This is a genomic window from Achromobacter sp. 77, assembly GCF_020541125.1.
GTDB classification, from domain to species: domain Bacteria; phylum Pseudomonadota; class Gammaproteobacteria; order Burkholderiales; family Burkholderiaceae_B; genus Achromobacter; species Achromobacter mucicolens.
Window position 1 is genome coordinate 1,445,296 of record NZ_CP059848.1, and the last position, 14,592, is coordinate 1,459,887.

12 protein-coding genes are annotated in these 14,592 nt (G+C 66.7%); 10 read left to right on the plus strand and 2 right to left on the minus strand.

Features of this window, described 5'->3' with window-relative positions:
- The first annotated feature begins 24 nt into the window (after positions 1-24).
- The 4 genes from H4P35_RS06515 to H4P35_RS06530 all read left to right on the plus strand — a co-directional run bounded on the left by H4P35_RS06515 (position 25) and on the right by H4P35_RS06530 (position 3,750).
- On the plus strand, positions 25-306 hold the full coding sequence (locus H4P35_RS06515) for a DUF3649 domain-containing protein (protein WP_175156310.1): 282 nt from the start codon (positions 25-27) through the stop codon (positions 304-306).
- Positions 303-1,991, plus strand: coding sequence for a PepSY domain-containing protein (locus tag H4P35_RS06520; protein WP_226848459.1), 1,689 nt, complete (start codon positions 303-305; stop codon positions 1,989-1,991). Before H4P35_RS06515 ends, H4P35_RS06520 begins: the two co-directional genes overlap by 4 nt.
- On the plus strand, positions 1,988-2,311 hold the full coding sequence (locus H4P35_RS06525; protein ID WP_056322155.1) for a DUF3325 domain-containing protein: 324 nt from the start codon (positions 1,988-1,990) through the stop codon (positions 2,309-2,311). The genes H4P35_RS06520 and H4P35_RS06525 overlap by 4 nt, the downstream gene beginning before the upstream one ends.
- 83 nt (positions 2,312-2,394) lie before the next feature.
- Positions 2,395-3,750: a tryptophan--tRNA ligase gene (locus H4P35_RS06530; protein WP_226848460.1), complete on the plus strand. Its 1,356-nt coding sequence runs from the start codon at positions 2,395-2,397 to the stop codon at positions 3,748-3,750.
- Between the two features lie 131 nt (positions 3,751-3,881).
- Here the strand turns inward: H4P35_RS06530 and tex are convergent, their stop codons facing one another.
- Complete coding sequence (tex, locus tag H4P35_RS06535) at positions 3,882-6,254, minus strand: RNA-binding transcriptional accessory protein Tex (protein ID WP_062838569.1); 2,373 nt, start codon at positions 6,252-6,254, stop codon at positions 3,882-3,884.
- Positions 6,255-6,428: 174 nt separating this feature from the next.
- Between tex and H4P35_RS06540 the strand changes: the two genes are divergently transcribed.
- A complete protein-coding gene (locus tag H4P35_RS06540; RefSeq protein WP_056322164.1) occupies positions 6,429-8,519 on the plus strand; it encodes an ATP-dependent DNA helicase in 2,091 nt (696 codons plus the stop codon).
- 102 nt (positions 8,520-8,621) lie between these two features.
- On the opposite strand, the gene H4P35_RS06545 is transcribed toward H4P35_RS06540, so the two are convergent.
- Complete coding sequence (locus H4P35_RS06545) at positions 8,622-9,410, minus strand: outer membrane protein assembly factor BamD (protein ID WP_056322165.1); 789 nt, start codon at positions 9,408-9,410, stop codon at positions 8,622-8,624.
- A 107-nt stretch (positions 9,411-9,517) separates the two neighbouring features.
- Between H4P35_RS06545 and H4P35_RS06550 the strand changes: the two genes are divergently transcribed.
- From H4P35_RS06550 to phaR, 5 genes are all read left to right on the plus strand, one after another.
- The gene (locus H4P35_RS06550; protein ID WP_226848461.1) at positions 9,518-10,516 is read left to right on the plus strand and encodes an RluA family pseudouridine synthase; all 999 of its coding nucleotides are present in this window, start codon (positions 9,518-9,520) and stop codon (positions 10,514-10,516) included.
- On the plus strand, positions 10,504-11,268 hold the full coding sequence (gene pgeF, locus H4P35_RS06555; protein ID WP_226848462.1) for a peptidoglycan editing factor PgeF: 765 nt from the start codon (positions 10,504-10,506) through the stop codon (positions 11,266-11,268). The genes H4P35_RS06550 and pgeF overlap by 13 nt, the downstream gene beginning before the upstream one ends.
- Before the next feature lie 124 nt (positions 11,269-11,392).
- Complete coding sequence (phaC, locus tag H4P35_RS06560) at positions 11,393-13,027, plus strand: class I poly(R)-hydroxyalkanoic acid synthase (RefSeq protein WP_226848463.1); 1,635 nt, start codon at positions 11,393-11,395, stop codon at positions 13,025-13,027.
- 78 nt (positions 13,028-13,105) lie between these two features.
- Positions 13,106-13,843, plus strand: coding sequence for a 3-ketoacyl-ACP reductase (locus H4P35_RS06565; protein ID WP_180099096.1), 738 nt, complete (start codon positions 13,106-13,108; stop codon positions 13,841-13,843).
- 119 nt (positions 13,844-13,962) lie between these two features.
- On the plus strand, positions 13,963-14,529 hold the full coding sequence (gene phaR, locus H4P35_RS06570; RefSeq protein ID WP_056322176.1) for a polyhydroxyalkanoate synthesis repressor PhaR: 567 nt from the start codon (positions 13,963-13,965) through the stop codon (positions 14,527-14,529).
- The last annotated feature ends 63 nt before the right edge of the window (positions 14,530-14,592 follow it).

A 14,592-nucleotide genomic window follows, 5' to 3' on the forward strand; every position in this document is an offset into this window, starting at 1 on the left:
AAAGCTCCCGCAGCCGGCGCAGGCATGATGCGCTACCGATTGGCCGTATTCTCCCGCGCGACGGCCGCCATCCTGGGCGGCTATGCCCTGGCCTCGGCGGCGGCCGCCTGTCTGGCGGTCTGGCTGCCCTTGGGGCGGCCCGATGCCGTGACCGCGGCGCAGCTGCTGTCCTTCGTGGTCTATGCCTGCGGCGTGATCTGGGTGTTCGCCACGCGCAACGCCTGGCGCGCCTGGGCGGGCATCCTGGTCCCCGCCGCGCTGCTGGGCGGCATGTTTCTCGCGCACCGGCTCGTGGGGGCGGCATGAAGGCGGCCAAGACCAAGCATCCCGGCGAAGAGGGCCTGCGCCCGTCGATGTCGTGGTTGCATACGTGGGCCGGGCTGATTTTCGGCTGGGTGCTGTTCGCGATGTTCCTGACCGGCTCGCTGGCGTTCTTCCGGCCCGAGATCACGCGCTGGATGCAGCCCGAGATCCAGGTGCAGCCGGCGCCTGCCCTCCAGGCCGTCGCCACGGCGCAGCGCTATCTGGCGGAAAACGCGCCCGATGCCAAGCGCTGGTTCATCACGCCGCCGTCCGACCGCGAGCCCCTGATCCAGCTGCTGTACCAGACCCCCAAGCCCAAGCCGGGCGAGCGCGGTTTCGTGCGCGTCAAGCTGGACGCGGCCACCGGCCAGGCCGTGACGCCACGCCAGACCCGCGGCGGCGACTTCTTCTACCGCTTCCATTTCGAGCTGGAAACCGCGTTTCCGTGGGGACGCTGGCTGGCCAGCATCGCGGGCATGTTCATGCTGGTGGCGATCATCAGCGGCATCATCACGCATAAGAAGATCTTTGCTGATTTCTTTACCTTCCGGCCCGGAAAGGGCGGCCAGCGTGCCTGGATGGACGGCCACAACGTGCTGTCCGTGCTGGGCCTGCCGTTTCACCTGATGATCACCTTCAGCGGCCTGGTGCTGTTCATGGTGATGCTGATGCCGGCAGGCATCCAGGCCGTCTACGACAATCCGCGCGATTACACCAACGAGGTCTTCAAGGCCTTCAAGGTCACGCCGCCGCTGAACCAGCCCGCGCCGCTGGTTCCGATTGCCCCGTTGGTAGCGCAGGCCGAGCAGCAGTGGCAAGGCCGCGTCGGCCGGGTGACCGTCAACAATCCCAATGACGCGGGCGCCACCATCACCATCAGCCGCCACGTGGGCGACGGCGTGTCGTACGGGCTGATGGCGCCGTTCATGCGCTTTGACGGGGTGACGGGCGCGCTGCAGGAGTCGGAGGCCGGCCGCAGCGCGACCGCCCTGACTGCGGGCGTGATCACCGGCCTGCACCTGGGCCTGTTCGCCGAACCGGTGCTGCGCTGGCTGTATTTCATCGTCAGCCTGGCCGGCACGGCCATGGTGGCCACGGGCCTGGTGCTGTGGATCGCCAAGCGCCGCCAGAAGGCCCGGCCGGGCGACGCGCGCGAAGCGTTCTCGCTGCGCCTGGTAGACGGCCTCAATGCGGGCACCATCGCGGGCGTCGTGTTCGGCGTGGCGGCGGTGTTCCTGGCCAACCGGCTGCTGCCCGCAGACATGCCCGGGCGCCAGGTCTGGGAGGTGCGCGCGTTCTTCATCGCCTGGGGCCTGTCGCTGGTCTATGCGTTTCTCTTCCAGCGGCGCAAATGGCAGGACCTGCTGGCGGTGGCCGCGGCCGCGCTGGCCCTGGTGCCCGTGGTCAATGCGCTGACCACCCACCGGCACCTGGGCGTCTCGCTGCCGCAGGGCGACTGGGTGATGGCGGGGTTTGACCTGACGTGCCTGGCAAGCGCGCTGTTTTTTGCATGGATGGCGCGGAAGGCTGCCCGGGCCCGCAAGGCGCCCGCCAGATCCGCGGGCAAGCCGCGCGCCGCGCGCGCCCAGGCAGTCAAGTCCGCTGCCGTTGCGCCCGCCCCGAACGACCCCGCCGTTCCGGCCGCCGTGCACCGCACCGCTTTCGAACCGCGAGGTGATACGCCATGACGCTTGCCGCCTTCTGCCTGGCCTATGCCGGGTTTTCCGCTCTGTGCCTGGCCATGGACCGTCACTACGAAGATCTGTTCGATCGCGCCTTGCCGCGCCGTCATCGGTTGCCGTTGCGGCTGTTCGGCTGGACGGCGCTTGCGCTGTCGCTGTGGGCGTCCGCGGCGGTCTGGGGCTGGAGCTACGGGACAGTCGAATGGATCGGCATTCTCAGCATCGCCGGCCTGCTGCTGATCTGGTTCCTGACCTTCCGTCCGCGCGCGGCGCTGACCGCGGGCGGCCTGTGCGCGCTGGCCGCGCCCGTGCTGGCGGTCTGGTAGGCGCAGGCTGCGTGGCGGGCGGGCAGGGCCGCGCTGCGGCACGTTACACTGACGGCTTCCCCTAGCAACCGCCTTCTCGCCTCATGAATACCCGCGTCCTTACCGGCATCACCACGACTGGAACCCCCCATCTCGGCAACTACGCGGGCGCGATCCGTCCGGCGGTGCAGGCCAGCACGCAGCCCGGCGTCGACGCATTCTTCTTTCTGGCGGACTACCACGCGCTGATCAAGTGCGACGATCCGGCACGCGTGGCGCGCTCGCGCCTGGAAATCGCCGCCACCTGGCTGGCGGTCGGCCTGGACGCCGAACGCGTGACGTTCTACCGCCAGTCGGACATTCCCGAAATCCCCGAACTGAGCTGGCTGCTGACCTGCGTGACCGCCAAGGGCCTGATGAACCGGGCGCATGCGTACAAGGCGTCGGTCGACCAGAACGTGGCCAAGAACGTGGATCCGGACGACGGCATCACCATGGGGTTGTTCTCGTACCCGATCCTGATGGCGGCCGATATCGTCATGTTCAACGCCAACAAGGTGCCGGTGGGCCGGGATCAGATCCAGCATCTGGAAATGGCGCGCGACATCGCGCAGCGCTTCAACCACCTGTACGGACGCGACTATTTCTCGCTGCCGGAAGTGGTCATCGAAGAAGACGTGGCGACGCTGCCGGGCCTGGACGGCCGCAAGATGTCCAAGAGCTACAACAACACCATTCCGTTGTTCGAAGGCGGCAAGAGCGCATTGCGCGCCTCGGTGATGCGCATCGTGACCGATTCGCGCGAACCCGGCGAACCCAAGGATGCCGAATCCTCCCACCTGTACACGCTGTACCGCGCGTTCGCCACGTCCGAGCAATCGGCGGCGTTCCGCCAGCTGCTGGAAGCGGGCATGGGCTGGGGCGACGCCAAGCAGGCGCTGTTCGAGCACCTGGAAGCGCTGCTTGCGCCGATGCGCGAAAAGTACGTCGACCTGATGGCCAATCCGGGCCGCATCGAAGACATCCTGCAAGCCGGCGCGGCCAAGGCGCGCAAGCTTGCCGTGCCCTTCATGCAGGAACTGCGCGAGGCCGTGGGCCTGCGCAACCTGAGCGCAGCCGCCACGGCCGGCAAGGGCGCGCAGGGCAAGAAGGAAAAATCCAAGGGCGCGCGCTTCGTCAGCTTCCGTGACGAGGACGGCGGCTTCCGCTTCCGCCTGCTGGCGGCCGACGGCGAGGAACTGCTGTTGTCGCAGCGCTTTGCCGATCCCAAGGAAGCGGGCGCCTTGATGCGCCGGTTGCAGTCCGAACCCGCTGACAGCGTCCTGCAGGCGCAGACAGAGGGCTATGCGGCGGTGATCGATGGCGTGACGGTCGCGACCGCGCCCGAGGGCATGCAGGGCGAGCCCGCGGCGCGCCTTGCCCGCACCCGCGAAGCGCTCTTGTCGCTGGCGCAGGAATAAACGGCAGCCGAAGACGGCGCGGGCAATCCGCGCCGTCGCGCATGCCGTTCAGCTGCTTGCTCCATTAACAGTGCAAAAAAAATCCCGGCGCATCGGGCGCCGGGATCTGGGCAGGGCAGCGGATCGGCGGATCAGCGCTTGAGCTTGGCGAACGCGTCGGCCATGGCGCTGTTCATCGATCCGGCCGCGCCACCCGCGTTGCGGCCGCCATCGCCCTGACGGCGGGGACGGTCACCGCCCTTGGGCGCATCGGCGCTGCGGCGGGCCGGCGCGGCGGTGTCGTTCAGGCGCATGGTAAGCGCCACGCGCTTGCGCGCGGCGTCCACTTCCAGCACCTTGACGCTGACCGTCTGGCCCACGCGCACCACATCGCGCGGATCCTTCACGAACTTCTCGGCCAGCGCCGAGATATGCACCAGGCCGTCCTGGTGCACGCCGATGTCCACGAACGCGCCGAAGTTGGCCACGTTGGTCACCACGCCCTCCAGCACCATGCCGGGGTACAGGTCGTTCAGCGTTTCCACGCCTTCCTTGAACTGCGCCGTCTTGAACTCCGGGCGCGGGTCGCGGCCGGGCTTTTCGAGTTCGGCAAAGATGTCCTTCACGGTGGGCAGGCCGAAGCGCTCGTCGGTGAAGTCGGACGGCGACACGCCCTTCAGGGCCTCGCGCTGGCCGATGATCTGCTTGACCTCGGTCTTGATCTTGGCGACGATGCGCTCGACGACGGGATAGGCTTCCGGGTGCACCGCCGACGCGTCCAGCGGGTTGTCGCCGTTGGGGATGCGCAGAAAGCCCGCAGCCTGTTCAAACGCCTTGTCGCCAAAGCGCGGCACCTTGCGCAGGATGTCGCGGGTGGGGAACGCGCCGTTCTCGTCGCGGAAGGCGACGATGTTCTTGGCCAGCAGCGAATTCAGGCCGGACACGCGGGCCAGCAGCGCGGCCGACGCCGTGTTCACGTCCACGCCCACCGCGTTCACGCAGTCTTCGACCACCGCGTCCAGCGAACGCGCCAGTTCGCGCTGGTTGACGTCGTGCTGGTACTGGCCGACACCGATGGCCTTGGGGTCGATCTTGACCAGTTCGGCCAGCGGATCCTGCAGACGGCGTGCAATGGACACGGCGCCGCGCAGCGTGACGTCCAGGTCGGGGAATTCCTGGGCGGCGGTTTCCGATGCCGAATACACCGACGCGCCTGCCTCGGACACGACGACGCGGGTGACCTTCAGGTCGGGGAAACGCTCCATCATGTCGCCCACGAGCTTTTCGCTTTCGCGCGAAGCCGTGCCGTTGCCGATGGCAATCAGGTCCACCTTGTGGCGCGCCACCAGCGCGGCCAGCGTGTTGATCGTGCCGTCGCGGTCGCGGCGCGGTTCGAACGGGTACACGGTGGTGGTGTCGACGACCTTGCCGGTCTGGTCGATGACCGCGACCTTGCAGCCCGTGCGAATGCCGGGATCCAGGCCCAGCACGGCCTTGGGACCGGCGGGGGCGGCCAGCAGCAGGTCTTTCAGGTTGGCGGCGAACACGCGGATTGCCTCGGCTTCGCCGCTTTCGCGCAGGCGGCCGATCAGTTCGCTTTCGAAGGCGGTCAGGAGCTTCACGCGCCAGGTCCAGCGGCAGACTTCACCCAGCCAGCGCGCGCGCGGCGTGGCGTCCAGCGCGAAAAGACCGTTGCCCAGCTTCAGGAAGTTGGCGATGCGGGCCACGCACGGATGCGGCGTCTGCGCTTCGAGGTCGGCTTCCAGGCCGAGGCGCAGTTCAAGCACACCTTGCTGACGGCCGCGCAGCAGCGCCAGGATACGGTGCGAGGGCAGGGTGCGCAGCGGCTCGTTGAAGTCGAACCAGTCGCGGAAGTTGGCGCCTTCGGTTTCCTTGCCTTCGATCATCTTCGAGTACACGAGGCCGGTGGACCACAGGTGCTCGCGCATGTCGGCCAGCAGGTCGGCGTTTTCCGCGTAGCGTTCGGCCAGGATGTCGCGCGCCCCATCGAGCGCCGCCTTGGCGTCGTTGATGGAGGCTTCGGGATTCAGGTACTGCGCGGCCAGGGCTGCGGGATCGCAGGCGGGATCGGCCAGGATGGCGTCGGCCAGGGGTTCCAGGCCGGCTTCGCGGGCGATCTGGGCACGCGTGCGGCGCTTGGGCTTGTAGGGCGCGTACAAGTCTTCGAGGCGCTGCTTGGTGTCGGCCGAAGCGATTTCCTGCTGCAGTTCGGCCGTCAGCTTTCCTTGCTGCGAAATGGATTCCAGGATGGCGCCGCGGCGGTCTTCGAGCTCGCGCAGGTAGCCCAGGCGGACTTCCAGGTTGCGCAGCACGGTGTCGTCCAGACCGCCGGTCGCTTCCTTGCGGTAGCGGGCGATGAAGGGCACGGTCGCGCCGTCATCCAGCAGTTCCACCGCCGCAGCGATTTGAGAGGCGCGGGCGCCCAGCTCGGTGGCGAGCTGCGCGACGATGCGGGCGTTGTCGACGCCGGCGGCGACGTTCGTGATAGTGGAAGTTTCAGACATCTCTATACGACGGCAAAAAGGGAAAACAAGGGGCGGATTGTGCCATAAGCCGTTGTTACGGAACGTGGCAGAAGGGACTGATCCGTCCCTCTGCCAACGGCGTTGCGGCAGGCCGCAAGCCGGAAAACGACGCGGCAGCGGGTATCATTTGGGGCCCTACACAAGGCTGCTGTAATGCTGGACCTGGACATATCCGAATTCTTTGACGAGGACGGGCCGCTGGCCACGGCCTTGCCCGGCTACAAGCCGCGTCCATCGCAGGTGGAACTGTCGCAGGCCATCGGCCAGGCCATCCAGGACCGCGCCACGCTGGTGGCCGAGGCCGGCACCGGCATCGGCAAGACCTGGGCGTATCTTGTACCTGCCTTCATCCAGGGCGGCAAGGTGCTCATCTCTACCGGCACACGCACCCTGCAGGATCAGCTCTTCGCGCGCGACCTGCCGCGCGTGCGCGCGGCGCTGGCCGCGCCCGTGACGGCCGCGCTGCTCAAGGGCCGCGGCAACTACGTGTGTCATTACCACCTGGAGCGCCTGCAGGGCGACGAACGTGCGCTCAAATCCCGCTCCGAAATCCAGCAGCTTCGGCAGATCCAGGTGTTCGCGGGCATCTCCAAAACGGGCGACCGCGGCGACCTGGCGCAGGTGCCCGAAGACGCCGACATCTGGCAACGTGTCACGTCCACCCGCGAAAACTGCCTGGGCCAGGAATGTCCGCGCATCCGCGACTGCTTTGTCGTCAAGGCGCGCCGCCAGGCACAAGAGGCCGACGTCGTCGTCGTCAACCACGCGCTCTTCATGGCCGACCTGATGCTGCGCGAAGAAGGCGTCACGGACCTGCTGCCCGAAGCCGACACCGTCATCTTCGACGAAGCCCATCAATTGCCCGACACCGCCACGCGCTTTCTGGGCAACAGCGTGTCCACGCACCAGCTCATGGATTTTGGCCGCGCGCTGGAAGTCGCGGGGCTGGCCTACGCGCGCGAAGCCGCCAAATGGAGCGACGTCAGCCGCCAACTGGAAACCGCCGCGCGCGAACTGCGGCTGGTCTGCGCGCCGCTGGACAAGATGCCGGGCCGCAAGGCCACGTTCGAGGCCATTCCCAACCCCGAGGAATTCGACGTCGCGCTGCTGTCGCTGCGCGAGGCCGTGGACAGCGCCACCAAGGCGCTGGGCGCGGTGGCCGAAAAACACCCGGATCTGCTCGCGGCCGCTCGCATGGGGGCCGAGATCTCGGTCAAGCTCAAGCGCTGGGCCACGCCTGGGCGTAGCACCGGCGCGCATGACGACGAGGGCTGGGGCCGCGACGACCAGGCGCCCGTGCAAAGCCCGCTGGGCGACGGTCCTTCCACCCCCGCGGCCCTGCTCGAGGGCGCGGCGCTGGCCGAACAATGGACTGGTCCGGCCGTGCGCTGGGTCGAGCACGGACTGCACCACGTGCGCCTGCATTCGGCGCCGCTGTCGGTGGCACAGGCCTTTTCCAAATTCCGCAAGCCTGGCCAGGCCTGGATCATGACCTCGGCCACGCTGTCGGTGAACGGTGAATTCACGCACTTCACCAGCCAGCTTGGCCTGGAGTCCGCGCGCACCGGCAAGTGGGAGTCCCCGTTCGACTACCCCGAGCAGGCGCTGCTGTTCGTGCCGCGCGGCATGCCCGAACCCCAATCGCCGCAGTTCCTGGACCGCTTCGTGCAGACCCTCATGCCGTTGCTGGAGGCCAGTCCGGGCGGCACGCTGGTGCTCTGTACGACGCTGCGCGCCGTGGACAAGGTGGCCAATCTGCTGGCCGATGCCTTTGACGATGCGGGCCATGACTGGCCGCTGCTCAAACAAGGCGAGGGCACGCGCCGCGATTTGCTCGACCGCTTCTGCAAGCTCAAGCACCCGGTGCTGGTGGGCAGCGCCAGCTTCTGGGAAGGCATCGACCTGCCGGGCGACGTGCTGACGCTGGTGGCGATCGACAAGCTGCCGTTCGCGCCGCCCGACGATCCCGTCATCGAGGCCCGTCTGCGCGCCTGCCGCGCGCAGGGCGGCAACCCGTTTGCGGAATACCAGCTTCCGGAAGCCGCCATTTCGCTCAAGCAGGGCGCGGGCCGGCTGATCCGCACGGAATCGGATTGGGGCGTGCTGATGGTGGGTGACGCCCGGCTTGTGGAAAAGCCTTATGGCAAGCGCCTGTGGCGCGGTCTGCCGCCATTTGCGCGCACGCGCGAGCTGGAAGAGGTGCTGGCGTTCTACCGTCGCAAGCGCGGACCGGACGACGAATAGACCGACGCAAGGAACGCGGCGCCAAGCGGCGCCGTCCGCGCCGCGCAGGCAAAAAAAAGCCCTTCAATATTGAAGGGCTTTTCTCTTCCCATGCGAGCGGAATCAGTTAAAGGGATTCCACCAGCTCTTGTCGGCCTTCAGGCCCTTGGTGCGGAACTCGCTGTTCGGGAAGTTCTTGTCGTAGACGCGCTGCGCGTCGTTCTTCAGGTCCGTCATGTTGAGTTTGTCGTACGACTGAACCATCAGGTAGAGCGCTTCTTCGGTGGCGGGGGCGCCCTCGAAGTCGGTGATGACGGTCTGCGCGCGGTTGGCGGCGGCCACGTAGGCGCCACGCTCGTAGTAATAGCGGGCCACGTGGACTTCGTTCATGGCGATGGTGTTGACCAGCCAGGCCACGCGCTTTTCGGCGTCGACGCTGTACTTGCTTTCCGGGTAGCGCTTGATCAGCTCGGTGAAGGCGTCATAGGACGCGCGCAGGCCCTTGGGGTCGCGCTCGGCCGGGTCCTGGCCGGTGAGGTTGCTCATGAAGGCGCTGGCCGGCGTGAAGTTGATCAGGCCCTTCAGGTAGAGCGCGTAATCGGTGCCGGGGTGATTGGGGTACAGCTGCTGGAAGCGGTCGATGGCGGCAAGCGCCTGTTCGTTCTCGCCGTCTTTCCAGTTGACGTAGGCCAGTTCAAGCAGGGCCTGCTGCGCGTAGACGCCGAAGGGGTAGCGGCTTTCGATGGCGGTCAGGCGTTCGCGCGCTTCCTTCCAGCCGCCCGACGACATTTCGGCCTTGGCGTCCGCGTAGAGTTGTTCTGCGCTCCAGTTGGTGGTCTTGTCGTACTTGCTGTCCGCCCCGCTGCAACCAGCGATGACGATGACGGCAAAAAGCGCGATGACCACGCGCAAAACCGACCCGCTGCGGGATGCGGGGTTCGAGGGAGCTGCAGGGTGGTGAATCACGAGAATCGTATCCTTGGTGTTAGCATGGCAGGCTGATTATATGATTTGTCTCCATGTCTGATACAGCCGCCCGCGCAGATCTTGTTTCCGACGAGAGCGCCGACGAAAATCTCGACGAATCCGGCCGCCCCGAGCCGCAACTTGTAACCGTGCCGTCGGCCACGCGCGCTGACCGGCTGGACAAGGTCCTGGCGGGCCTCTTGCCCGACCATTCCCGCAATCGCCTGCAAGGCTGGATCGAATCCGGCAACGTCCTGGTCAACGGGACGCCGGGCAAGATCCGCCAGACGGTCGGCCCTGGCGACGAACTCACCATCTGGGCCCAGCCCGCGCCCGACGCGCAGGCCTTCACGCCTGAACCCGTCGAATTCGGCGTGGTGGCCGAAAGCCCCGACTGGATCGTCGTCAACAAGCCGGCGGGCCTGGTCACCCACCCGGGCGCCGGCAACTGGAGCGGCACGCTGCTCAACGGCCTGCTGCATCGTTATCCGGAACTTGCCCAGGTCGCCCGTGCGGGCATCGTGCACCGGCTGGACAAGGACACCTCCGGCCTGATGGTGGTGGCCCGCAACGACATCGCCCAGACTCACCTCGTGCGCCAGCTTCAGGCGCGCACCATGGGCCGCGAGTACGTGGCGTTGGCGCACGGATGGCTGGCCGCTGCGGGCAAGGTCGACCGCGCCATCGGGCGCGATCCGCGCGTGCCGGTGCGCATGAGCGTCGAGCGCCCCGTCGCGCCCAAGCCGGCCATCACCAATTACGCGCCGGCCCGCCGGGGCTCGGTCGATCCGGGCGGGCGGGTGACTGAAGTGGTGTGCCGGCTGGAAACGGGGCGCACCCACCAGATCCGCGTGCACATGGCCAGCCTGGGGCATCCGCTGCTGGCCGACACGATCTACGGCGGCAAGAACATCGCGGGGGCAGCGCGCCAGATGCTGCACGCCCGCGCGCTGCATTTCGACGACCCGGGCGGCAAGGGCGACGTCCAGTTCGCCGCGCCCGTGCCCGCCGACATGGCGCAGGTCCAGGAGAACATTGCATGGAACGCCTGATCGCAGGCCTGCCCGTCGTGACGGGACCCGACTGGCAGGGCGTGAGCTACTTTTGCACGACCCGCGCCGGCGGCGTGGGCGTGGCGCCGCACGACACCCTCAATCTGGGCCTGCGTGCCCAGGACAACCCCGAGGCCGTGGCGGAGAACCGGCGCCGGGTTTGCGCCGCAGTGTCCGCCGATCCCCTCTGGTTGCGCCAGGTTCATGGCAGCGAGGTCGTCGACGCGGACGCGCCGGACGTGCCGGCCGAGCCCGCGGCCGACGCCAGCGTCACGGCCCAACCCGGCCGCGTGCTGGCCGTCATGGTGGCCGATTGCCTGCCGGTGGTCATTGCCAATGCCGAGGGCACGGTGCTGGGTGCGGCGCACGCCGGCTGGCGCGGCCTGGCGGGCGGGGTGCTTGAAAACACGCTGCAGGCGATGCGGGCCAAGGCGCCGCAAGCATCCGGCTGGCGCGCCTGGGTCGGACCCGGCATCGGGCCGCAGCACTTCGAAGTCGGGCAGGACGTGCTGGTCGCCTTCACCGCCGACGACCCGGCGACGGCGCGTTTTTTTGCGCCGCGCCCCGGCCTTGCCGGCAAATGGCTGGCCGACCTCGCCGGATTGGCCGATTTCCGGCTGCGGCGTGCCGGGGTACAAGAAGTGTCCCTCAGCCGGGAATGCACGGTGACCCGCGCGGACCGGTACTTTTCCTACCGCCGTGACGGCGTGACCGGACGCATGGCGCTGCTGGCCTGGTTGAGCCCGGTTTGACGCCGCGCAAAGGCCAGCGCCGGGCTTGCGTTTTACCGTAGTAAGCCTCCTTGTATACCCGCATTGACAGTCCTGAACCCGGAATGCAACATCAATCGCGAAGTTTCGATAACAAGGTGTCGAAGTGAATGCCAATCTCTCCGCAGGTCCCATTCCGGTGAGCGTGGCACCGGAAGTCCTGGCTGACATCCAGGCAGAGTTCTCGCGCGAATGGCAACGCCTTTGCGACGATGCCCGGCGTGGCGCGCTGGCGCCGCCGTCCGATCGCCGTTTCTCCGGCGACGCCTGGGCGGCGAATGCTTCGCACCTGCTCCTGGCGCACACGTATCTGCTGTCCGCGCGCGCCATGCAGCGCATGGTCGATGCCGCGCAGGTCAGCGAGCCCATGCGCGACCGCCTTCGCTTCTCGATCATGCAGTGGGTCGACGCGCTGTCGCCGGCCAATTTCCTGGCGCTCAATCCCGATGCCCAGCAGTCCATCGTCGAAAGCGCGGGCCGCGCGCTGAACGAAGGGCTGGCCAATCTGTTGGGCGACGTGCAGAAGGGCCGCATCACCCAGACCGACGAGTCGCAGTTCGAGATCGGCCGCAACGTGGCCACAACGCCCGGCGACGTGGTGTTCGAAAACAAGCTGTTCCAGCTGATCCAGTACGCGCCCTCGACCGCCACCGTGTACGACCGGCCGCTGGTCATCGTGCCGCCGAACATCAACAAGTTCTACATCCTGGACCTGCAGCCCGAGAACTCCTTCGTGCGCCACGCGGTGGGACAGGGCTATACGGTCTTCCTGATTTCCTGGCGCAATCCGGTCGCTGCCGATACCGACGGCGTGGACCGCGCCACCTGGTCCGACTACCTGGACGACGCGGTGCTGCAGGCGCTGCGCGTGGCCAGCGACATCACCAAGCAGCCGCAGGTCAATGCGCTGGGCTTCTGCGTGGGAGGCACGATGCTGGCCTCGGCGCTGGCGCTGGCCGAAGCGCGCGGCGAGCACCCGGTGGCGTCGCTGACGCTGCTGACCTCGCTGCTCGATTTCCACGACACCGGCATCCTGAACGTGTTCGTCGACGAGGCCCACGCGCTGATGCGCGATCATCAACTGGGCAACGGCGGCCTGATGCCGGGCCGCGACCTCGCCACCACCTTCTCGTTCCTGCGGCCCAACGAGCTGGTCTGGAACTACGTGGTGGGCAACTACCTCAAGGGGCAAAAGCCTCCGGCCTTCGACCTCCTGTTCTGGAATGGCGACAGCACGAACCTGCCGGGGCCTTTCTTTTCCTGGTATTTCCGCAATACCTACCTCGAGAACAATCTCAAGGTGCCGGGCCGCGCGCAGGCCGCCGGCCTGCCGCTGGACCTGACGCGCCTGCGCATGCCCGCCTATATATTCGGCTCGCGCGAGGACCACATCGTGCCTTGGGTGTCGGCTTACGCGTCCACGCAGGTGCTTCGCGGGCCGCAGCGTTTCGTGCTGGGCGCGTCCGGCCACATTGCGGGCGTGGTCAATCCGCCCGCCAAGAAGCGCCGCAGCTACTGGGTGGCCGATGCGCTCGAACAGCAAAGCCAGCCGCTGCCCGGCGACCCCAACACCTGGTTTTCGCAGGCGGTGGAGCACCTCGGCAGCTGGTGGCCCGATTGGACCGATTGGCTGGCAGGACATTCGGGCAAGCAGATCAAGGCGAGGGCAAAGGCAGGCAATGCCAAGTACCGGCCGATCGAGCCGGCGCCTGGCAGATATGTAAAGGTCCGGGCGGCCTGATACCGCGCACCGCGGTCCGGTCCCCGGCAGAAAGATGTTTAATCAACGAGGCGTCCGTCGCACACAGGAGGAAGTCCAATGAGCGGAAAACTGGCTTACGTAACAGGCGGGATGGGCGGGATCGGCACCTCTATTTGCCAGCGCTTGGCCAAGGATGGCTTTCGCGTCGTGGCAGGTTGCGGCCCCAGCCGCAACTACCAGCAATGGCTGGATGAGCAGGCCGCGCAGGGTTTTACGTTCTACGCGTCGGTGGGCAATGTGTCCGATTGGGACTCCACCGTAGCCGCCTTTGAAAAGGTGACGGCCGACCTCGGGCCGGTGGATGTGCTGGTCAACAATGCGGGCATCACCCGCGACGGGTTGTTCCGGAAGATGAGCGCCGACGATTGGCGCGCGGTCATCGACACCAATCTGAACAGCCTGTTCAACGTGACCAAACAGGTCATCGACGGCATGGTCGAGCGCCAGTGGGGGCGGATCATCAACATCAGCTCGGTCAACGGCCAGAAGGGGCAGTTCGGCCAGACCAATTACTCCACGGCAAAGGCCGGCATCCATGGCTTCACGATGGCGCTGGCGCAGGAAGTGGCCAGCAAGGGTGTGACCGTCAACACGATCTCGCCGGGATACATCGGCACCGACATGGTTCGCGCCATCCGGCCGGACGTGCTGGAAAAGATCGTTGCCACCATTCCGGTGCGCCGCCTTGGCACGCCGGAGGAAATCGCCTCCATGACCTCGTGGCTGGCGTCCGATGAATCCGGCTTTTCGACCGGCGCGGATTTCTCGCTGAACGGCGGCCTGCACATGGGCTGACGCGACGTGGGCCGCCCTTGGGCGGCCCGCTGGCGCTGTACGGCTTCGGGCAGAGGGCCGTACGGCATTACACTCACATTATTCGAAGCCTAAAGAGATCGCCCGATCCGGGGACAACCATGACGCAAGCACAACCCGGCGCCAGCCTGCGCCTGATTAAAAAATACCCCAACCGTCGCTTATACGACACCCGGACCAGCACCTACATCACCCTGGCAGATGTCAAGCAACTGGTCCTGGCCAACGAGGAATTCCAGGTCGTCGACGCCAAGAGCAGCGAAGACCTCACGCGCAGCATTCTCTTGCAGATCATTCTTGAAGAGGAGAGCGGCGGCATGCCCATGTTCTCTTCGAACATGCTGTCGCAGATCATCCGTTTCTACGGCCACGCCATGCAAGGCATCATGGGTTCTTACCTCGAGAAGAACATCCAGGCCTTCATGGAGATCCAGCAGCGCATGGCCGAGCAGTCCAAGGGCCTGTACGGCAGCCAGTTCGGGCCGGAAGCCTGGACGCAATTCATGAACGTGCAGACGCCGATGCTGCAGAACATGATGAACAACTACATCGACCAGAGCAAAAATCTGTTCGTGCAGATGCAGGACCAGATGCAGGATCAGACCCGCGCCATGTTCTCGACCTTCCCGTTCACGCCGGGAAGCAACCCGGGCTCCGGCCGCAAGTAATCCCGCCGGATGCCGGGCCGATGTGGCCCGCCGCAGTGCAGAAAAGCCGCCTTGGCGAATGCC

What these genes read in the sequence shown, in the direction of transcription:
- H4P35_RS06565 (WP_180099096.1), top strand. Translation starts at nt 13,106, where the DNA reads ATGAGCGGAAAACTGGCTTACGTAACAGGCGGGATGGGCGGGATCGGC.
- H4P35_RS06525 (WP_056322155.1), top strand. Translation starts at nt 1,988, where the DNA reads ATGACGCTTGCCGCCTTCTGCCTGGCCTATGCCGGGTTTTCCGCTCTG.
- tex (WP_062838569.1), bottom strand. Translation starts at nt 6,254, where the DNA reads ATGTCTGAAACTTCCACTATCACGAACGTCGCCGCCGGCGTCGACAAC.
- H4P35_RS06540 (WP_056322164.1), top strand. Translation starts at nt 6,429, where the DNA reads ATGCTGGACCTGGACATATCCGAATTCTTTGACGAGGACGGGCCGCTG.
- H4P35_RS06550 (WP_226848461.1), top strand. Translation starts at nt 9,518, where the DNA reads ATGTCTGATACAGCCGCCCGCGCAGATCTTGTTTCCGACGAGAGCGCC.
- pgeF (WP_226848462.1), top strand. Translation starts at nt 10,504, where the DNA reads ATGGAACGCCTGATCGCAGGCCTGCCCGTCGTGACGGGACCCGACTGG.
- H4P35_RS06530 (WP_226848460.1), top strand. Translation starts at nt 2,395, where the DNA reads ATGAATACCCGCGTCCTTACCGGCATCACCACGACTGGAACCCCCCAT.
- H4P35_RS06520 (WP_226848459.1), top strand. Translation starts at nt 303, where the DNA reads ATGAAGGCGGCCAAGACCAAGCATCCCGGCGAAGAGGGCCTGCGCCCG.
- H4P35_RS06515 (WP_175156310.1), top strand. Translation starts at nt 25, where the DNA reads ATGATGCGCTACCGATTGGCCGTATTCTCCCGCGCGACGGCCGCCATC.
- phaR (WP_056322176.1), top strand. Translation starts at nt 13,963, where the DNA reads ATGACGCAAGCACAACCCGGCGCCAGCCTGCGCCTGATTAAAAAATAC.